Consider the following 20,917-nt stretch of genomic DNA (forward strand, 5'->3'; position numbering starts at 1 on the left):
TCGGTCATAGACCTTTTGATGCCGCTATGCTTTTGCCACCCGCTGCATATCCGCTTCGACCATCATATGAATAAGCTTTTCCAGCTTCGTTTTCGGTGTCCAGCCGAGCTCTCTTTTCGCTTTTTCCGGATTGCCCAACAAAATGTCCACTTCTGCTGGCCGATACAATTCCGGGTCGATCACGACGTAATCTAGGTAGTTCAACCCAACATAATCGAAGGCGATTTTGCACATCTCTTCCACCGTCGAAGTTTTTCCTGTCGCAATGACATAGTCATCCGGCTTATCCTGCTGGAGCATCAGCCACATCGCTTCTACGAAATCGCCCGCAAAGCCCCAATCCCGCTTCGCCTGAATATTCCCCAGCCGTAGTTCCTTTTGCTTGTTCGCAGCAATTCTTGCGACAGCATGCGTCACTTTCCTCGTAACGAATTCCAGCCCACGTAAAGGTGATTCATGATTGAATAAAATGCCGTTGGTGCTAAACATCTGAAAGCTTTCCCGATAGTTTTTGGTCGTCCAGTAGCCAAACAGCTTGGAGACTGCATATGGGCTTCTTGGGTAAAAAGGCGTTTGCTCCGATTGCTGTGGCTCCTGGATTAATCCGTACAGCTCACTTGATGAAGCCTGATACATTTTGATGGCTGGGTCCGTTTCCCGAATCGCCTCCAGAACATGCAGGACACCCATTCCTGTTACTTGCGCGGTCAAAATAGGCTGTTCCCACGACGAACCGACAAAGCTCTGCGCACCTAAATGATACACTTCCTCTGGTTTACATGCCTTCAGTGCACGCGTCAACGACGACACATCCAGTAGATCACCGTCCTTGTACTCTACGTGATCTACGATGTTCAAATACTCCAACCGCCACCTGTCCACCGTGCTCCGGCGTGGTACTAGTCCTACCACATGGTATCCCTTCTCAAGCAAAAATTTTGCCAGATAAGCGCCGTCCTGACCTGTGATTCCTGTAAGGAAAGCTGTTTTCATCCGCTTCTACTCCCCTTCTTCAGGCTGTGCTGTAATGTTCATTCCGGTAAGTTCCCTTGAGCATCTCTTAAGCTTATGCCGGACCATGTTCATACGTTCAGTTGTCAGAGTGAGGGTCAAGAATAGAAGTCCGTAATAAACTAATGAAAGCAAACTGTTGTCATTGATCAAGGAGGAGGTAGACAGGTGACAGATCATTGGATGCCGATTCCACAAAAAAGCGGTGTGATTTGGCTTACCGGATTATCTGGCTCTGGTAAATCTACGCTGGCAGACGCACTGAAAGCGTCTCTTGATTCGCTGAGAATTCGCAGCTGCATACTGGACGGTGATGCACTGCGCAGCGGTCTCAACAAAGACCTGGGTTTTGGACCTCGCGACCGGCAAGAGAACATCCGTCGGGCTGGGGAAGTATCAGACAGCACGATCCCAAAGGGCTGTACCAAAAGGCAGAAGCAGGACAGATCAATAACTTTACAGGGATATCCGCCCTGTACGAACCACCTCTCACTCCCGAATTAATCATTCCCACCCATCAGCTTGGCGTCGATGAATGCGTGGAACGAATCTTGTCTTCTTTCTTATCTACCATTAACAAGCAATAAGGCTGGGAGTCAGGGATTGGAATCATCATGCTTACTTTGTTGACTCGATCAAAAACATGGATTCCACTATCTAATGAGACATTCAGATGATGTCGTACATCTTTTTCATGGGCAACCGTTATTTTCTTGGTAACACTTTGACCAATGAACAGCACATCACCGGATATCTCCATCCCTCTGGTAAAACCATTACATCGGAAGATAGCCTCCTTGTCTTTTTTCACTTCGAATTCCAAGGAATTGCAGTAGTACAATCCATCCTCGCCCAGAATAACAGTATGCGGCTTACTCAGTTTTTGGTTATGGATATGAGTGATTTGCCCTTTATCCAGGCAGTACTCCAGCACGACCCCAGACGGCCCCTCTGTTGATCTCCACTCTGTTTCCAAGGAAAACATAGATAGAAACAGCCTGTTCCCATGAATCCACAGATCGTTTATGTGATGGATATCCCGATTCTCTTGGGAAAATCGGATTTCATCTTCTCTGGTTAATGTCAACGGATTGAATATCCCGATTGAGTTCGTCCTTGTTTCCACAATGTACGCTTTCTTGTTGTGGACGAACACTCCGTGGTAATCCAATGGGGTTCGTTGGCTGCGCAAAAGAATACGACCATTCGCGTCTACGAGATTGATTTCATCATAGGTCGCCATCACGAAGTGCTCTCCCCATCTCGCAATTCCCCTGCAATTGTTCGTCAACAATTTCGTGAGCTGATAATTCTCTTCCTTTACATCCAGAACATACAGTCCTCCATTCACATTGCTACACGTGATGAGCAGCTTGCATTTCCCGATTCCAAAAATGGTACGCACCCTCTTTCTTCCTGCTTACATGTGTTTCTATGCTCGTTTGAAAATGACCAAAAGAGGTGTTTCGACCGCCATGTCGCGCATTACTGTCGTGATTCCAACCTATAATCGGGAAAAGTATCTTCCCACAGCCATCGAAAGTGTGTTGAACCAAACGCACAAGGAATGGAAGCTCCTCATTGTAGATGACGCTTCTACTGATCACACGCATGCCATCGTAGAAAAATATCTCGATGATCCACGCATTCACTACGTGCTACTCCCTGAAAATTCAGGGATCGGTAAAACAATGGCTGCTGCTCTGGAACGAATTGACACGCCCTACTTCGTCTCACTTGACTCGGATGACTGGTTCGACGAAAAGACCTTAGAAATTTTGTTGGATGAAATGGAACGCCAGCCCGAAACCACGAACGTCGTGTTCTCCAACACCGTTTTTTGGAAGGAAGTAGGTGACACGCGAGAACTGTCCGAAATCATGCGGCCTCCGATCTATGAAGATAAGTATGATTACCTGGAAGCTCCGATGGTTTGGCCTCGTTTTTATCGGACACAAGCGGTTCGTGATGTCGGCGGATTTGAATGTGATGATCCGATGCAGGGAAGGTTTTCTCATGACAAGTACATGTTATTAAAATTGATCGGAACAGGTGATATTCACTGGGTCGATGCGAACCTCTATCATTATTTGATTCACGAGAGCAACAATTCCCACACAAAAAACTGGCCGCAATGGACAAAAGCAAGAAAGTACATCCTTACGAAAATCTTGAAACTGTGGGGAGACGAGTACGAGCCTATTTTTGTGTACACACCCGAGGGATGGATCTATGTGAACGAGCTCATTCCGAAAGAAAAGCACTCTTAACTATTCGGCGACAATCTGCTTAAACAAGGTCAATGCCCGCGCCACTGCTTGATCCATGTTGTAGTATTGATAGTCCGCGAGTCTGCCCGCAAAAAGTACTTGATCGCGGATTTGCTCCGCTTCTTGTTTATAGAGGCTGTACCGTTGGCTGTTTTCCTTGCGAGGAATTGGATAATAAGGCTCGTTTTCGCCAGGTGAATACGGCTGTGGATATACGAAGGATATGGTTGTATGAGGAACGACTTGGCCTGTGAGGTGCTTTTGTTCGAGGATTCTGGTGAAATCATACTCATTGGGATAATTGACAGTCCCCACTTCTTGGTACCATGCCTTTTGATGCGTTTCAAAATGAAAGCGCAGGCTTCGATAAGGCAACCGTCCATGCTTATAGCCAAAGAAGGTATCGATCGGGCCTGTGTATATCATGCGTTTATACCTAATTTCATCCGCGATTTCTTGATAGTCCGTATTGAGGAGCACCTTTATATTCGGATGATCAAGCATGCGATGAAACATTGCCGTAAAGCCATGCAAAGGAATTCCTTGATACGTGTCCTGAAAATACCGATTGTCCCTGCTGACATACACAGGAACCCTTGCGGAAACAGATTGATCCAGCTCCTCCGGCTTCAAATCCCATTGCTTGATCGTATACCGATGAAAGACTTTTTGATAAATGTACTCAGCCAAAAAACCAAGCTCTTCATGAGCACTATCCCGGAGCTTCAGAATCGGAATCTTCGCTCCGAATCCATATTGACGGATCAATAAGCTCTCCAGTTTCTGCGCATATTGCGGGGAAAACAAAGCGGACAATGCATTCAGATTGAAAGGCAACGGTATTTTTATGCCATCGACATAGGCACGCACCTCATGAAAGTACGGCCGCCACTGGGTAAAACGCGACAAATAGTCCCAGACCAGCTTGGAATTCGTATGAAAGGTGTGCGAACCGTATTTGTGAATCAGTACCCCCTGCTCGTCATAGCAATCATAGGCATTTCCTCCGATATGATTGCGCCCCTCTACCACCAACACTTTCTGATCAAGCTCATTGGCAATCCGCTCTGCGAGTGTAGCACCCGTGAAGCCAGCTCCGACAATCAGCCAATCCACCTTCATGTTAGACTCACATCCTCCAGTCTTAATCACATCCACTCACTCACTTACCATTTTGTTAATACCCTAGTAAATGATGTCGTACTCTACACGCGGGAGTGAACTCTACATGAATGCAAACTGGCACGCACACTACACACGCTGGAACGAGTGTGAATCCCTCGATCCAGAGCTTCGTCAGCAGTTAACCGCCATGCACGCTGATGAAAAGCAGCTTGCGGATTGCTTCTCTGCTCCGATTGCATTTGGAACCGGAGGCATGCGCGGGGTCATGGAGCCGGGAATAAACCGCATCAACTTATACACGATTCGCAAAGCAAGCGCAGGGCTGGCTCTTTATTTGCTCGAAACATACCCGGATCTGGCCGTCAAAAAAGTCGTCATTGCCTATGATTCACGGAAACACTCACTGTTGTTTGCCAAGGAAACCGCCAAAGTTCTCGGTCAGTACGGGATTACTACATGTATATTCAAACAGCTGACTCCTACCCCTCTGCTTTCCTTTGCCGTGCGCCACTATTCTGCGTGTGCAGGCATTGTCATTACAGCAAGCCACAATCCTCCCGAATATAACGGCTACAAAATTTATGGCGCTGATGGAGGACAAATTACGCTCGCGACAGCCGAACGACTGATGGAACAGATCGTTGCGTCCGGAAATGAACTCGAAATCACTCCGGCAGATGAGCAAGAGCTGTACAAAAATGGACTTCTCCACTACATTAACGATTCTCTCTTGCATGCGTATTTGAAAAAAGTAAAGCAATTACGCGTCCATCCAGACTTATCTCCTGCGATCCGAGAGCAAGTGAAGATCGTCTTTACTCCCCTGCACGGTACAACGCATGACTCGATCACACGCGGATTGGACTTGTTTGGGTATACACAAGTGAGCGTCGTGGAAAAGCAAGCGGTCCCCGATCCTAACTTTTCGACCGTAGCCTCGCCTAATCCCGAAGAGCCTGAAGCCTTTCAATTAGCGATTTCATACGCCAAACAGGTGGATGCCGACGTGATCATGGGGACGGACCCTGATGGAGATCGCCTCGGTGTGCTCGTCAAAAATCAGGCAAGAGACTACAGCATCCTGACAGGGAATCAGTTGGGTGCCTTGCTTCTTCATTACTTGCTGGATTCCAAACAAAAAAAGGGGGAGCTCCCCTCTAATGGCATTGTATTGAAAACAATCGTCACGTCCGAAATGGGCAGAGCTATTGCGACAGACTTCGGTGTATCGACAGAAGACACTTTGACAGGCTTCAAATATATTGGCGAAAAAATCGAAGCCTACAAAACGAGTGGAGCGTATGTCTTCCAATTTGGTTACGAAGAAAGCTACGGATACTTAATCGGCGATTTTGTCCGGGATAAGGATGCCGTACAAACTGCCTTGTTGCTTGCTGACATGTGCGCGTATTACAAATCACAGCACAAAAGCCTCGATGACACACTGAATGACTTATTCAACCGTTACGGTCATTATGCGGAAGAGCTGATTTCTTTCACCTGCAAAGGAGGAGATGGCATGCAAAAAATATCGGCCACGATGTCCTCCCTGCGTAATCAGCCACCTTCCCTAATCGCCTCCCACCCCATCATAGCCATCGAAGATTATGCCAGTGGAATCCGCACAGATTGTCAAACACGTACATCTACACTGCTCACCTTGCCTGCCTCGGATACGATCAAATACTTTTTCCACGATCAGTCTTGGTTTTGTGTCAGACCATCAGGAACGGAGCCCAAAATTAAAATTTATATCGGAGTGAAAGGAACCACCCAGCTCGATGCGCACGAAAAGCTTGCCGCCTTGAAACAAGCTGTCTTGCAGATGCTCGAATTCTAGTATGGACTAGATTTCCAAGTACGGACCGGATTGATGAGGATGTCCGCCCGCGACTGTTCCGTACCGAGGAGGATGATAAGCTTGTTCTGGTGTTCGTTCAGGAAAACCTGATTGGAGAAGCAAGTCGCGTCTTACAAAAAAAGCGTTGACGCCCTTTGAATCTGTCCCCACCAAGGCATACCCCAACCTGGTTCCCAAAATGGCCAAGGAACTCAAGCTGGCACCATAGTAGGTAGTGCCACCCCATTTAAAATCAGGCTGATAGGCAATCACCATTTTTTGTGGGGGTGGAAAAGAAGCATTGTACTCAATAACAACAAGCCGCGGTGTGTAAATAGAAAGAGCTTGCCATACCCAGTAATCATTGCCGTCAATGTCGATGGAGAGCAGATCAAATTCCTTTGGAACACCATTTTCTTCGAATAACCGAGAAATATTTTCTTTCGTGATCAACTCATTCTTGATGATGACCTGGGGATAGGCAGCATAATCAGCAGACATTTTATTGCAACTGTTCAGATCGCCTTCCATCGCTAATCCGCTCCATCCATGCTGCGTGACGAGTTTTTTTATCATGCATTCCGAGCCATCTCCAACTCCGAATTCTACACAATAGCGATTCGTAGTTCCGATTCGCGAAAATATTTCTTCAATGATGCCGTCTTCTCCATTTTGGGAATACACTCGTTTTTCATATTGGTTTAACACATCCATTCCTTCCATGCCTCCATTCACAACGTCCCTCTTTACGTATCTTATTTATCTTTTTACGTATACGATTGGTCATTCAATGAACAGGCTGCAAAACAGGCTATTTGCACGCCTCTCATACAAAATGTTCCATAGAGAGGCGCCTGCCGTTTCAAGGCCCTCCTCGGGACATATATTAGGAGAAAGTTTACCAATAGGAGCCTATCAGACATTTTGTAAGACAGAGGAGATGTGTATCTTGAGTTTGCCCATCGTGTTTATTCACAGAACGGCTGAAGAGCATGTAGGAATATGCGTGCAACAGGCGAAATACAGTAACCCTTCCTCGCGTGTCATTCTTATTGGAAAGCCAGAAACCAAGCAACTTAGTACCGAAAATACGGAGCACTACCTGTTGAGTAACTTTTTCAAAAGCGCCCAAGCTTACTCTTTTGTTTACAAGCACTCCTCCCCCACCTCCTACGAATACAATCTGTTCTGCTTCCAACGCTGGTTTATTCTACGCGATTTTATGAGGAGTCAGGGTATCGATCGTTGCTGCTACCTGGACTCTGACGTGATGCTCTACACCGACATCAGCAAGCAAAACGACAAGGACTTCCACGATTTCACATTCGAGTTTACCTGGACAACAGTGTGCGACTTGGATAAACTCGATCAATTCTGCGACTACACCACCAAATTTTTCCGCGATGCTCTACACTATGAGAACTTGCTTCAATTTGCAAAAGAAATCGGTGATGTTCCTATTTCAGATATGGTATTGTTTACTCTTTTTCACAATTACGCGCTTCGCCGTGGCGCTACGTACGGCTTGGTTGCAAACGGCTTTTTCGATCATAATCTCAATTGTCCGTTTGCCCCATCCTGTCCGCAAGCAAACAGCTTGGAAACGAAGAAACAGATCTATCAAAAGGACGGCATGCTCTTTTGCAAAATAACAGAGACGAATAACTACCTCCCAGCTCATTCCTTGCATTTTCAAGGACATGCAAAAGGATACATCCCCTATTTTCGCTCACAAGATATCCCGAACACAGATGATTTCATGTATTTCGACTATCCGACCTGCAAATGGGTGCGAGCCGAACCCTAATCCCAATAAAATTCCCTTTGGAAACGAGCTGTGCGCCGTGCCATTTTTTCACGTTTTTCCATATTCATAATATGTTAAGCTGTTCATCCTTCGCTATGAGCATCATGGACAGGGGGGATTCGACTCATGAAGGCATTGATTACCGGAGTAACGGGATTTGCCGGCAGTCACTTGGCTGAATATCTACTGTCGCGGGGAGATGTGGATGTTTACGGCACATTCCGGTCCCTTACCAAAAAAGAGCAGCTGGGGCACCTGTTGGACCGCGTGCATATGGAAAACTGTGAATTAAAAGATCCCCAATCTGTAAATGAACTCATCCAGAGAATAAAGCCTGATCTCCTTTTTCACCTAGCTGCCCAAAGCTTCGTCCCCACCTCGGTGTCGTCTCCTGCAGATACGATGGTGAACAATATTGTCCCACAGTTAAATTTATTCGAGGCGGTACGCAACCATGCTGTTCCGTGCAAGATTCAGATCGCTTGCTCCAGTGAGGAATATGGTTTGGTCTATCCGGAGGAAATCCCCATTAAGGAGAGCAATCCCCTCCGTCCTCTCAATCCATACGCGGTCAGTAAAATTGCCCAGGATTATCTGGGGTATCAATATCATCACAGTTATGGTCTGGCGATCATCCGAACCCGTACGTTTCACCATACAGGTCCGAGAAGAGGCGAAAGCTATGTGACCTCTAATTTTGCCAAACAAATTGCCCAGATTGAGCTTGGTCTGCAAGAGCCAAAAGTAAACGTCGGGAATCTCAGTGCGATTCGAGACTTCACAGATGTCCGTGATATTGTCAGGGCGTACTGGTTGGCGCTTACTCGAGGCGAACCAGGCGATGTATACAACATATCCGCTGGTACTCGCTATACCATCGAGGACATGTTGAAGACGTTGCTGGCGCTGACAGATGTACAGGTGGAAATACATGTCGACACTGATCGACTAAGACCCTCCGATGTAGACATCGTATTGGGCGATTCCTCGCTGTTTCGAAAAAAGACTGGGTGGGAGCCCGAAATCTCCTTCCAGCAAACGATGGAAGATTTATTGAATTACTGGCGCTCTGTGCTACGCCAACATAACAGCTCTTGAAAACGTCGAGTGGATGAGTAGAAAAAATCAGGAGGGAACTTTTTATGTCCATGCAATCCCTTCCTCTCGTCAGTGTAATCACGCCTTCGTACAATCAGGCACCCTTCATCAAACGAACGATCGAGAGTGTATTGACACAAGACTATCCCCATATTGAGCATATTGTGGTCGATGGCGCCTCAACTGACGGTACACAGAGTATTTTGCAGCAATACAGCCATCTGGCAAACCGCTTCCGCTACGTTTCCGAACCAGATCGCGGTCAATCCCATGCCATCAATAAAGGATTGCAAATGGCACGTGGTGAGATTATCGGTTGGCTCAATTCGGATGATACGTATTTTCCCGGTGCCATTCGAAAGGCTGTGGCAGCCTTGCAGCAGCATCCTGATTGGGGTGTGGTATACGGAAAAGGGCTCCACATTGATGAGAATGACAAAGTAAAGTATCCGTACATTTGGGTAGAGTTTGACAGAAAAAAATTGTTTAATTTCAACATCATCTGCCAACCCGCTGCTTTCCTGCGCAAGCATGCCTTTGAAGCAGTTGGTGGTGTAAATGAAGAACATGACTGGTGCATGGATTACGATTTGTGGAACCGGATTTCCCAGCATTATCCGATTGGAACGATACCGGAATTCTTGGCTAACTCACGCTTATATGACGCATGCAAAACGTTTGTCTATGAATTGGAGCCAGGGTTTTCTGAAATTTTGAAAACAAGCGTGAAGCATCATGGCACCATCTCAAATGAATGGCTCTATCACTACACGCAAAAGCATTATAAACAAGGAGCATTTTGGTTTCTCCACAAGCTGAAAGCGTATCATGCATTCGGACCCTCTCCCCAAATCATTGCATCCAACCGCTACTCGGACGCATGGGCTCCCCAAAACCTGCGAATGACCATCGAAGCCAGCCATGGACCGATGCACGCTTTGCTTATCAAAGGAAGCAACCATAATACCGCCCCTCTCCTGCATTTTCATGTTATGAGGAATGGGAAACTCGTACACAATTTCCAAGTTACCCAGGCGCGTTTTCAAGTCGTGATTCCCATTACCTCAGAGGGCCAGCAATGTGAAGTGAGTATTTTTTGCAGCCAGCAGATCCTTCAGAGCCACCCCAACAATCCTAAAGTCAAACGATCTATCAGCTACCACTTAGAAGAAGTCCTCCCTCTCTCCTATGAGGAGTACCAATTTTATCAGGAGTTTACCAATGGCAAGGCCGATATCGAAAATTGGGTAAATCGCAGAGTCCCATCGCCTCGAACATGAATGCGGACGAGAAAGGCAGGTTGACACGAATTGAATCTGGCGAAAAAACGGATTGTGGTTACTGGTGGATCAGGATTTCTAGGAAGCCACGTCGTTCATCAATTGCGCAAGCTGGACTGTACGGACATCTTCATCCCTAGAAGCCATGAATACGATCTTCGCAAAGAACATGATGTAAACAAGATGTTGCAAGATTTCCATCCCGATATCATTCTTCACTTGGCTGCCGTCGTCGGCGGAATCGGCGCGAATCAAAAAAATCCCGGAAAATACTTTTACGATAATTTGATCATGGGGACTCAGCTCATAGAGCAATCCCGTTTATTCGGTGTCGAAAAATTCGTAGCCATCGGAACCATTTGCTCCTATCCGAAGCATGCGCCCGTCCCGTTCCAGGAAGAAGATATATGGAATGGTTACCCTGAAGAAACCAATGCTCCGTATGGCTTAGCCAAGAAAATGATGCTGGTGCAATCGCAAGCCTATCGCGAGCAATACGGGTTCAATTCCATTTATTTGCTTCCTGTCAATTTGTACGGTCCGGGCGACAACTTCGATTTGGAAACCTCACACGTCATCCCTGCCATCATTCGAAAATGTGTGGACGCTATTCGCAATGACGAGAAAAAGATCGTTCTCTGGGGAACAGGCAGCGTCACACGCGAGTTCATTTATGTCGAAGATGCCGCACAGGCAATTATTGCTGCAACCATGAGCTATGATCAATCTGAACCGGTCAATATCGGTTCTGGTCATGAAATCTCCATCAAAAGCTTAGCGGAGACGATCAAGCAGCTAAGCGGCTTCCAAGGGGAGATCGAATGGGATAAAACCAAGCCAGACGGACAACCGCGTCGCCTTTTAGATGTGACCAAAGCAAAAGAATTGTTCGGCTTCGTGGCACAAACTTCCTTACTTGCTGGCTTGGAGAAAACGATTGCTTGGTACATGGCACATCCTCACGCGCAAGGGAGGATCCCTACATGAGAGTCGGAATAAACCTGATGTCAGTGATTCCTGGCAAAATCGGCGGGATGGAACAGTATGTCAGGAACTTGCTGGCCTACTCGATGAATGCTGGGGACGGCCATCAGTGGTTTCTTTTTTTATCCTCTCACAATTTCCATACCTTTGAGACGCAAAAAAATGTGCGCAAATTCATGGTCCCCGACCATGGTAATGCATACGCGTTGCTTCATTTCTGGATTAACTCTCTACAGTTGAATTTGTGGTTTTGTCCGCTGCTTGTATTGAATCCATCCGATGTCACAATCCCTTCTGTTATCAACATTCCTGATATCCAACACGAGTATTACCCAGAGTTTTTCGATGAACATTCCTTGCGCTGGCGACTAGACAACTACAAATCGTCTGCAGAGCGTTGCAGTGCCGTGCTGACTCTCTCGGAGTTTTCCAAGCAAACGATCCTCCAAAAATTCGGGCTTCCTCCGCAAAAAGTACATGCGATCCACCTGGATGCCTCGCGGGAATTTTCCTTGCCGCATAATGAGGCACTCAACCAACAGGTCATACAAAAGTATAAGCTGCCCAGCAAATACGGCTTTTTCCCCGCGAATACATGGCATCACAAAAATCACCTGAATGTATTCAAAGCACTCGTCACTTTGCGGGATAAACACAATATACGAATTCCCATGGTTTTCACCGGTTTTGCTCAAGAGGCTCATCAAAACGTCATGAATTACATCACAAATAACCAGCTGTGGGACCAAGTCAAATGGCTCCATTACTTACCGCAGGAAGAAATGCCTTACTTGTATCGGAATGCCCAGTTCCTTTGCTTCCCTTCCCTCTTCGAAGGCTTTGGCATTCCGCTGGTGGAAGCCATGAAGTCCAACATTCCAATCGTATGCTCCAATGCAGGGAGCATTCCTGAAGTGGTCGGTGACGCTGCTCTCACCTTCGACCCGAATATTTCTGATGATATCGCGGTGAAGCTCGCCCATCTTTATTTGACACCTGAGGCAAGGGCAGACTTGGTTGCCAAGGGCATCCATCAAGCCAAGCATTTTTCGTGGGAGAAATGCGCGCGTGAAACACTGGCTGTCTTTTCTTCCATCGCACGATAATGTCATTTGAAAGGAGGTCATCTTTGTATGTCACGCATGCAGCAAATTCGAGAGACGTGGAGGAAGGAGCGCCGAATCCCGTTTCCATTAACAGAACAAGAGACTTGGGATTTTTGGCTGTTGGAAGCACCGACAAACGATTTGAAAAAGTCGAAGATCAAGCATATAGCAAAAACGACAGGCATACGCACCTTGATCGAGACAGGTACGTTTAAGGGCGACATGTTGCAAGCGATGAAAAACCATTTCGACTTGCTCGTTTCCATCGAGCTGAATGAAGCCTTGTTTGTAGCGGCAAAAGAGAGATTTTCAGGCGACAGCCACATCCATATCCTCCACGGTGACAGTGGAGAAATATTGACCAACCTGATGTACTCTGTCACAACACCTTGTCTGTTTTGGCTGGACGGCCATTACATTCCCCGCTCATCTGAGGCAGCCAAAGGAGACCTGGACACCCCCATCTTGCAGGAACTTGCTGCCATTTTGCAGCATTCCGTCCAAAATCACGTCATTTTGATTGATGATGCTCGTTGCTTTATTGGTCCCAATCCATTGTTGAACGATTATCCCACTATCCAAGAACTACGAGAATTCGTTCATTCTCTTCGTCCCGACCTCTTATTCGTCGTAGGAAATGACATCATCATGATCTACAATCCACTTGAAGGAGCAACGAATTCGATGAAGAAAGTTGACTTTCACCTGCCGTTTGACAATCAAACCTTTACCGTCTATGGGGACGGCTCCGATCAAAGCGTCCTGTACTTTATGGAGTATTACAAAGGATACTATGAAGACTACGTTATCCTTCCTCTGAAAAAAATCGTACAACCTGACCATATTTGCCTAGACATCGGTGCGAACATCGGTCCGATCTCACTCGCTCTGAGCTATCTTGCGCCCCAAGGCAAGGTGTACGCATTCGAACCCTCCGATGTCAATTATCCTTATCTCCTGCGAAACCTGTCCGAGAATCACATCACCAATGTCGAGCCACTCCAGCTCGGAATGGCAGACCGGAACGGGAACATCCATTTTAAAGACGACCCGCGTGGAGGCGGATGGTCTTATATCCCGCATGAGCCAGAAGACGTGGAGAAATCCACCCAATTCATATCATGTGTCAGGCTGGATGACTGGGTAGAGCAGAATATGATCTCGCGCATCGACCTCATTAAAATTGACGTGGAAGGCTCGGAAGTCGTTGTCTTGGAAAATGCCATGCGAACGCTTAAGCAGTGGGACCCGGATGTGATCATTGAATTCAACCCAGAAAGCATCAAAGAAAACTTCGGCAGACATCCACTCGTGCTATACACACTGCTGGAGAAATTGTTTACCCATCTGTATATGTTTAAACGGGACAATACGGTGGTAAAAGTGAAGAACTACAACCACTTACTAGACGAAATGAAACCTTTCCACGCTGATCTGTTCTGTACGAACAAGACTTTCCTCGATTAAGCGCACATGATAAAAACATGGCTGCAGGCTCGCCATGTTTTTTGTTTCGTTGTTATTTGAAAGTGGCCATTACCTTTCTCAATCCATCCTCCAGCTTTACTTGATGATTCCACCCTAGAGCTTGCAGCGGTCGAATATCTGCTTGTGAATGCATGATTTCCATGTCGGTATACGCAATCGATCCGAACTTCAGAACCGTGCTTGATTGAGTCATCTGATGAACCAGTTCTACAAACTCTCGGATCGAGGTTGCCGTACCTGTCCCTACCTGGTATTCCGTAAATCCAGCGGGTATACGGGTAGCATGCGCCAACAACACACGAAAGGCAGAAACAACATCATCCACATAAATAAAGTCCCTTGCTTGCTTTCCCTCTGTAAGCCTTAGTTCGGGCTTATTTTCAAGACAGCTTTTGATGACAAAAGAGACAAATTTATTCGTATTGTCATACGGACCATACACATGCTCCAGCCTGACGTTGATGAGTTGCAGGGAAGATGAATCTGCTAGGCATTTTCCCCATTCTCGAAACTGGCGCTTCGTCAAATTGTATGGTTGTAGATGTTTGGATAATCGGACGGGCACACTGGAAAACGTATCCGTATTCAGAAAAACAGGGGTGTCGAAGCGCATAGCCGCATCCAGCAGTTTCAGCGGAAAGGTCACATTGGCATCTACCATCGTGGCATTGCTCTCGTTGTTTCGTCCATAACAGGTTGCCGTATGGATGATCGCATCGATTCTCCCCTGCTCGAAAAAAGGAGCTTCCCATTGACCGCGATCCGTATCATACGTAATCAAATCAGGCAATATGTCCTGGATACGCAAGCAATCGGAAGTGCTCCTTTTCAAAATGATGACAGTATGTCCGTCCAATCGCAGCGCTTTTACGAGCTGGCTTCCGAGAAAGCCTGTCGCGCCGGTCACAAGTATCTTCATCTGGGATCGCTCCCCTTCACCTGCTTGGCACTCTTCTTATACCCAGTTCAAGTCGATGTTGTGAATTTGTTTTTCTTGCATGACCCTCCGAAAGTGATCGGCTTTGGTTTTCAAGTCTTCGATCAGCCATTCATGATTTTCTACGACGATTTTTTCTACTTGCAGATGTAAATTTTGCTCCACGATTTTTTCCAACAGTTCAAATTCTGCTCCTTCAATATCCATTTTGATCAATTTGATCGGACGATTGAGCATTTGGATAAACTGTGTCAAATCAATTACCTCTACCTCTACATACTTTTCGGGATTCGTAACTGGATGATTAGTCAATAGAGAAGAGGCATAAGCAGACCCTGCCGGATCCGTATGGTAAAGATCATGCAAATGCAAGCGTAGCTTATCGTTTTTATGCCAAACCGCTTTGTTTATACATATGACATTGGGATAGGAGCCCACCCTTTTTTTCAATTCCTCAAATACGTATGGATTCGGTTCAAACGCAAAGACGAGGGCGCCTTTATCCGCCATTTTTTGAGAAATGAGCCCGTGGTTTGCCCCACAATCGATCGTTATGTCCCCGTATCCGATCGGAGAAAAAACTTCTTCACTGTTCTCGTTTAATTCACCCACTCCTGCTTCCTCCTTTATGTTCGGCTGGTTGCCCATGCTGCCTTTCCGGATTTCCACAGTTCTTCCAAGTAGTTTTTATCTCTGAGCGTATCCATCGGATGCCAAAAACCGGTATGCTTGAAGGCCATCAGTTGATTTGCCTTGGCCAAGCTCTCCAGCGGCTCTTTTTCCAATACCGTCTCATCACCCGCAATATAGTCAAATACGCCCGGCTCCATGACAAAAAAACCAGCATTGATCCACCCGCCGTCCCCCTTTGGCTTCTCCTGGAATCCTGTTACGGTGCCCCCATCGGCAATATCCAATGCTCCGAATCTGCCTGGCGGTTGAGTCGTGGTGATCGTTGCGAGTTTTTTATGCGTGCGATGAAATTTTACCAGCTGTTTAATATCAATGTCGGATAAGCCATCTCCGTACGTCAGCATGAATGTTTCTTCCCCTACATACTTCTGTATCCGCCTCACCCTTCCACCTGTCCCTGTGTCTTTCCCCGTATCAATCAATGTGACTCGCCACGGAGCAGCATTATGGTTGTGAAAAGTGACCTGATTGTCGTTACGAAAATCAAAGGTCACATCAGAATGGTGAAGGAAGTAGTGCGCGAAGTACTCCTTGATCATATAGCCTTTGTACCCGAGACAGATGATGAAATCATGGAAACCGTACTTGGAATAAATGGACATGATATGACAAATGATGGGCCATTCACCGATCTCAATGAGCGGCTTCGGACGAAGATGCGTTTCTTCTCCAATGCGTGTGCCATACCCACCTGCTAGGATGACGACTTTCATTGGCTGCCCTCCTTCCTCTCGTGTTCACTGGGCCCTATCTGTATACGCTGCGATTTGGGCCAAACAGATCTCTCTTACGTCTTGCTTTTGCTGATAGGCCTTATGCCAAGAAATGATACTGTCCAAGGTCTGCTCGAGTGACCACTTGGGCTTCCAGCCTATTACGCTTTTGGCTTTGGAACAGTCCAGCTTTAAATATTGAGCTTCGTGCCATTGTGGATCGGTTCGCTCTGCTTCAAAGCTGGCACCAGCTCCCCATCGCTCACACAATTGCTGGACGATCCACTCTACCGATTTGGCATCTTCCTCATTCGGACCGAAATTCCAGCTCTGGGCATAATTCTTGCCATTTCCCCACATTTTTTCAGCGAGCATCAAATACCCTGTTAATGGCTCAAGGACGTGCTGCCACGGTCGAATGGCTTTGGGATTTCGGGTGGTGATTTTCTCTCCGTTTATCAGGGCACGCAGGCAATCCGGTATCAAGCGATCAAGAGCCCAATCACCGCCGCCGATTACATTGCCTGCTCGCGCTGAAGCAACTGCTACGCCATGCTGGTGATACTGGTCGGGGTGAAAGAAAGCATTGCGATAGGAGGCAGTCACTTGCTCCGAGCATGCTTTGCTGTTGGAGTACGGGTCGTAGCCGCCCAACACATCCTGCTCCCGGTATCCCCACACCCACTCCCGGTTTTCGTAAACCTTATCCGTCGTAACATTGATGATTGCTTTCATTTTCATTCCGTTCTGCACAGCCACTCTCGCCGCCTCAAGTACATTCACCGTACCCATGACATTGATTTCGTAGGTTTCCGCCGGATATTGATACGACAAACGCACCAGCGGCTGAGCGGCCATATGAATGATGATATCCGGGTTTGCTTGGTTAATCGCTTTTTGAACGCTTTCCTTCGATCTGACATCATCAATGATCGAATCAACCAATGAGCTGATTTGGGCACACTCAAAAATACTCGGATTCGTCGGCGGCGACAGCGCATACCCTGTTACCTTCGCCCCTAAATGATGCAGCCATAGGCACAGCCATGCCCCTTTGAACCCCGTATGACCTGTGATCAACACTTTTTTGTCTCGCCAGAACGCTGGATCAATCATCGTGATCACCGTGCTTCCCAATTTGCTCCAGAATCGCTGACCATGTCATTCCAAGTCGAACGATATCTTCTTCCACCAACTGACTTCCCATCTGTACCTCGATGAATTCCAGCTCGGTCGTAGCTTTGATTGCATGCTTGGCTCCTACCGGGATTTGCAATACGTCACCTGGTCCAACCTGGTTCAGCTGATCATCCAAGATGAACTCGCCGCAGCCCTCTACGATGATCCATACTTCGCTACGGTGGTGATGGTACTGATAGCTCAAATTTTTCCCGGCGTATACATGGATTCTTTTCGTTAATACTTCCACGTCGTCTTCATTCTTCTGAAAATGCATAACCTGATACCTTCCCCAGCGCCGCTCTTCATACATTGGGCGCTTTGTCCAATCCAAAGCCAAATTTTTGACCATATGACTTTGTTCCTTGGAAGAAACGAGGATGCCATCAGGACTGGCAGCCACGATCATATCCGATAAACCAATGGACACGATAGGTATGTCCAATTCGTTGATAACGTGTGTATTCGTGCAACTCTCATCGAGCAAAACCTTACCGATTGCATTCCCTCTCATTTCTTCCGCTAGCGTATTCCATGTCCCTAAGTCCTTCCAGTTTCCGTCATACGGGAGAACGACTACTTTCTCTGCCTTTTCTACAATCTCATAGTCAAAACTGATGGCAGGCATTTGGCTATATTGCTCAAGCATACGGTTGTATTCAGTAGGCAATCCTTTTTGCTCTAATTCGCGAATCAGATAGCCCAATCGAAAAGCAAAAATTCCACAATTCCATAGGGCCTTCTTTTCTACTAAATCCTGCGCTTGCTCAAGTGACGGCTTTTCTTTGAAGCTTTTTACTTTTTGATAGGCATGAGGCCTCTTACCTTGATCCGATTGTGATTCTAGCTGTGGAACAATGTAACCGTATTTCGTAGATGGATACGTAGGCTTTACTCCGATTAATGCGAGATTCGCGCCTGATCTAAGTATGACATTCTCCAGCTCCTTGATCCTGTCCATGAAGCGATCCTCAACGAATGGATCTACAGGCATGATAGCGATGACTTCATCCGGGGCTATCGTTAAAGCAGAGTACAAATAAGTCACCGCTAAAGCAATGGCAGGGAAGGTATCTCTTTTTTCCGGCTCCACGATCAAGGGAACGTCTTCTCCAAGTTGGCTTTGAAGCAAGTCAACATGTGAACGGCCTGTTGAAATATAAACAGGCTCCGACCAATTGCGGGAGGTCAGCTGCCTCCACACTCGTTGAACCATCGCCTCTGGTTGGGCATGTGCATTGCCTATCAACTTCAAGAACTGTTTGGACCTGACATCATTGGAGAGCGGCCACAGCCTTTTCCCTGAACCACCCGATAGCAATATCAGTTTCACTCAGGCCACCTCTATCCGTTTATCGTGTTGTATGCACCATCTTATGCGTTTGTCGCAGTCGATGCTCTATGATCCAATGAAAATGGTCAAATAACACGAGGGATGATAGAAGCCTATAAAAACTGAATCCATCGATTGGAAATATAATCGAAAATGTAAGAACCTGCTTGTGGGAGATAAGGAGCCGTGAAAAACTTCATATGGTGCTTCGTGTATCCTTGAAAATGAAGAGAAAACAACGGTAGATAATGACTCGTTGCCTTATCCTTGCAGCACAGGACACCATTTATCGAGTAAATTTTCTTATAGCCATACAAATTCTCCACGGAAGCAGACTGCTGAATATTGCCGTCAATAAAGCCATCATGAAACAAGCCGTTCTTCATTTGGTAATCCTTGAAATGTGCAAGAAATAGCAAGGCCAGCACCATATCTGTAATTAAAGGCTGATTGAATCTGACATGTTCCTTTCTCTGCATCGTGTAATGAACAACTTTCGCAAATGTTATCGGATTGGCAAACTGTGACGTCATAAACTCGCAAAACTGTTCTAGCTTCTGCCTATCTAAGAAATTGGTCCATACGAATTCCATCATAAAGTTGTCAAAGCGCGGATGGTTCACGTCGGTAAACAGCATGACGTCTGTATCGATATAACAGCATTTCGGAATCTGATGCTTTTTCATAAACGCTAACAAAATAAACCATCTTTGAAAACAAAACAGATTGTACTCATAGGGCATGAAATGAATATGTTTATAGACTCTCGTCATTTCGATAGCGGCATGCATGTAATCGTCTATCATCTCATGAATGATGCCGTTCATAGCATACCTTCTGTTTCCTCCATTCCCGATCAGATAGACGGGCGAATGGGGATTACTTCTTTTCGCTTGCTGCAAGCTGTATGTGAGATAATCATCGTCCCCTCGATGGATGATCACAATGGGTAAGGGCATACTCTTTCCGCCTCCTTTTTCTCCCCATACTTTATGTATGTGACAGACAACGAGAAACGGGCATATGCCTTTTTTCCGAAAACCTGCTTGTTGCCAAGCAACTTTAGACGTGAATAGGACGAAATTTATGCATTTATATCATTTCCCCCAGCACGGTCCGAACATATCGTATAGGGCAAGCACTCTGCAATGAAGGGGGACATGTCGATGGGAAGATTTTGGACAGATCAGGAAATCCTCGAGGAGATCAGCAAACGGCGATGGTACCATAAAATCACGCTGCGACCAGGCATTATCACTCCCGGGATTACGCTTCTGGAAAATATATGGAATATGACGAGACAATCCAGAGAATACATCCAATATTCGGGGAAACGCGTCCTTGATCTCGCTAGCTTTGACGGAATGTGGGCGTTTGAAGCGGAGCAAAGAGGGGCAAGTCTTGTCGTGGCTACGGACTGTATGCAGCCGCTCTATTTGAATTTTGAGTTTTGCAAGAACATCCTGCAAAGCAAAGTTTTGCCGCTGTATAATACCAGCCCTTATAAACTATGGGAAGGGCTGCAAGTTTTGCTGATGGACGATTTTATAGTACCACTGCCATTTCCTCAACAAATACGGCACAATCAATTTGATGTCGTCCAGCATCTTGGATTGCTCTATCATCTGCGTGATCCAATGTGGACATTGTCGCAATGCCGAAGCGTGATTAAACCAGGTGGGCACCTCTTGTTGGAAACTGCCTGTATTTTGGATACGAATCAATCCATCATGGTCTACAACGGAGCTCCTGGACAAATGAACCGGATTTATAAGGACGATACGACTTGGTGGTTGCCGTCCGTCCTTTGCATCGAGGAGATGCTCAGAGGCACACTGTTTGAAATCATTCCTGAATCGGTTCGGACCATCCCTTCCGGCAAAATCAACAATTACGATGCGGGTCGCATCAGCCTCGTGGCAAGAGCCATTCCTGGCAGCGCGATCGACCCTAACTGCCACGCGGAGTTGCTCCGTATTTTCCGCAATCCAGGGATCGTTCCGGACTACCTGTAAAATCCGGGTAAATTGAAATCGGGTGCACAAGATCGACG

The 20,917-nt window shown here is 46.6% G+C and carries 19 protein-coding genes and 1 pseudogene; 10 read left to right on the forward strand and 10 right to left on the reverse strand.

Annotation, left to right across the window (positions count from 1 at the left end; genetic code table 11):
* Positions 1–24 precede the first annotated feature (24 nt).
* Positions 25–993: a GDP-mannose 4,6-dehydratase gene (gene gmd, locus HP399_RS22050; RefSeq protein ID WP_173618997.1), complete on the reverse strand. Its 969-nt coding sequence runs from the start codon at positions 991–993 to the stop codon at positions 25–27.
* A 201-nt stretch (positions 994–1,194) separates the two neighbouring features.
* Between gmd and HP399_RS22055 the strand changes: the two are divergent.
* Positions 1,195–1,598: pseudogene (locus tag HP399_RS22055) on the forward strand (adenylyl-sulfate kinase).
* Here HP399_RS22055 and HP399_RS22065 read toward each other — a convergent pair.
* Positions 1,529–2,416: a DUF4915 domain-containing protein gene (locus HP399_RS22065; RefSeq protein WP_173618998.1), complete on the reverse strand. Its 888-nt coding sequence runs from the start codon at positions 2,414–2,416 to the stop codon at positions 1,529–1,531. The pseudogene HP399_RS22055 and the gene HP399_RS22065 overlap by 70 nt on opposite strands.
* 70 nt (positions 2,417–2,486) lie before the next feature.
* Between HP399_RS22065 and HP399_RS22070 the strand changes: the two genes are divergently transcribed.
* Positions 2,487–3,281 carry a glycosyltransferase family 2 protein gene (locus HP399_RS22070; RefSeq protein WP_173618999.1) on the forward strand — a complete coding sequence of 265 codons (795 nt, stop codon included), beginning with the start codon at positions 2,487–2,489 and terminating at the stop codon, positions 3,279–3,281.
* Here the strand turns inward: HP399_RS22070 and glf are convergent, their stop codons facing one another.
* The gene (gene glf / locus HP399_RS22075; RefSeq protein ID WP_173619000.1) at positions 3,282–4,403 is read right to left on the reverse strand and encodes a UDP-galactopyranose mutase; all 1,122 of its coding nucleotides are present in this window, start codon (positions 4,401–4,403) and stop codon (positions 3,282–3,284) included.
* A gap of 106 nt (positions 4,404–4,509) precedes the next feature.
* Between glf and HP399_RS22080 the strand changes: the two genes are divergently transcribed.
* The gene (locus HP399_RS22080; RefSeq protein WP_173619001.1) at positions 4,510–6,246 is read left to right on the forward strand and encodes a phospho-sugar mutase; all 1,737 of its coding nucleotides are present in this window, start codon (positions 4,510–4,512) and stop codon (positions 6,244–6,246) included.
* Positions 6,247–6,252: 6 nt separating this feature from the next.
* Here the strand turns inward: HP399_RS22080 and HP399_RS22085 are convergent, their stop codons facing one another.
* Positions 6,253–6,960: an FkbM family methyltransferase gene (locus HP399_RS22085; RefSeq protein ID WP_173619002.1), complete on the reverse strand. Its 708-nt coding sequence runs from the start codon at positions 6,958–6,960 to the stop codon at positions 6,253–6,255.
* 226 nt (positions 6,961–7,186) lie between these two features.
* On the opposite strand from HP399_RS22085, the gene HP399_RS22090 reads away from it, so the two are divergent.
* The 6 genes from HP399_RS22090 to HP399_RS22115 all read left to right on the forward strand — a co-directional run bounded on the left by HP399_RS22090 (position 7,187) and on the right by HP399_RS22115 (position 13,988).
* Positions 7,187–8,053, forward strand: coding sequence for a hypothetical protein (locus HP399_RS22090; protein ID WP_228088320.1), 867 nt, complete (start codon positions 7,187–7,189; stop codon positions 8,051–8,053).
* A gap of 126 nt (positions 8,054–8,179) precedes the next feature.
* Positions 8,180–9,151, forward strand: a complete 972-nt coding sequence (locus HP399_RS22095; protein WP_173619004.1) for a GDP-mannose 4,6-dehydratase — start codon at positions 8,180–8,182, stop codon at positions 9,149–9,151.
* A gap of 44 nt (positions 9,152–9,195) precedes the next feature.
* Positions 9,196–10,431 carry a glycosyltransferase family 2 protein gene (locus tag HP399_RS22100; protein WP_173619005.1) on the forward strand — a complete coding sequence of 412 codons (1,236 nt, stop codon included), beginning with the start codon at positions 9,196–9,198 and terminating at the stop codon, positions 10,429–10,431.
* A gap of 30 nt (positions 10,432–10,461) precedes the next feature.
* Positions 10,462–11,418, forward strand: a complete 957-nt coding sequence (locus tag HP399_RS22105) for a GDP-L-fucose synthase family protein (RefSeq protein ID WP_173619006.1) — start codon at positions 10,462–10,464, stop codon at positions 11,416–11,418.
* Positions 11,415–12,521, forward strand: a complete 1,107-nt coding sequence (locus HP399_RS22110) for a glycosyltransferase family 4 protein (protein ID WP_173619007.1) — start codon at positions 11,415–11,417, stop codon at positions 12,519–12,521. Before HP399_RS22105 ends, HP399_RS22110 begins: the two co-directional genes overlap by 4 nt.
* A 27-nt stretch (positions 12,522–12,548) precedes the next feature.
* Positions 12,549–13,988 (forward strand): FkbM family methyltransferase, encoded by a 1,440-nt coding sequence (locus tag HP399_RS22115; protein ID WP_173619008.1) that lies wholly within the window; start codon positions 12,549–12,551, stop codon positions 13,986–13,988.
* Positions 13,989–14,040: 52 nt separating this feature from the next.
* Here HP399_RS22115 and HP399_RS22120 read toward each other — a convergent pair whose 3' ends face one another.
* The 6 genes from HP399_RS22120 to HP399_RS22145 form a co-directional block, all read right to left on the reverse strand.
* Entirely contained in the window at positions 14,041–14,928 is an 888-nt protein-coding gene (locus HP399_RS22120) for an NAD-dependent epimerase/dehydratase family protein (protein WP_173619009.1), read from the reverse strand.
* 36 nt (positions 14,929–14,964) lie between these two features.
* The gene (locus HP399_RS22125; protein WP_173619010.1) at positions 14,965–15,558 is read right to left on the reverse strand and encodes an FkbM family methyltransferase; all 594 of its coding nucleotides are present in this window, start codon (positions 15,556–15,558) and stop codon (positions 14,965–14,967) included.
* Between the two features lie 14 nt (positions 15,559–15,572).
* Positions 15,573–16,352, reverse strand: a complete 780-nt coding sequence (rfbF, locus tag HP399_RS22130) for a glucose-1-phosphate cytidylyltransferase (protein WP_173619011.1) — start codon at positions 16,350–16,352, stop codon at positions 15,573–15,575.
* Positions 16,353–16,376: 24 nt separating this feature from the next.
* Positions 16,377–17,468, reverse strand: a complete 1,092-nt coding sequence (gene rfbG / locus HP399_RS22135; RefSeq protein WP_173619261.1) for a CDP-glucose 4,6-dehydratase — start codon at positions 17,466–17,468, stop codon at positions 16,377–16,379.
* Positions 17,461–18,864, reverse strand: a complete 1,404-nt coding sequence (locus tag HP399_RS22140; protein ID WP_173619012.1) for a sugar phosphate nucleotidyltransferase — start codon at positions 18,862–18,864, stop codon at positions 17,461–17,463. The genes rfbG and HP399_RS22140 overlap by 8 nt, the downstream gene beginning before the upstream one ends.
* A gap of 113 nt (positions 18,865–18,977) precedes the next feature.
* The gene (locus HP399_RS22145) at positions 18,978–19,823 is read right to left on the reverse strand and encodes a hypothetical protein (protein ID WP_173619013.1); all 846 of its coding nucleotides are present in this window, start codon (positions 19,821–19,823) and stop codon (positions 18,978–18,980) included.
* 207 nt (positions 19,824–20,030) lie between these two features.
* On the opposite strand from HP399_RS22145, the gene HP399_RS22150 reads away from it, so the two are divergent.
* Positions 20,031–20,879, forward strand: a complete 849-nt coding sequence (locus HP399_RS22150; protein ID WP_173619014.1) for a DUF1698 domain-containing protein — start codon at positions 20,031–20,033, stop codon at positions 20,877–20,879.
* The last annotated feature ends 38 nt before the right edge of the window (positions 20,880–20,917 follow it).

The sequence above is a fragment of the Brevibacillus sp. DP1.3A genome, assembly GCF_013284245.2.
Classification (GTDB): Bacteria; Bacillota; Bacilli; order Brevibacillales; family Brevibacillaceae; genus Brevibacillus.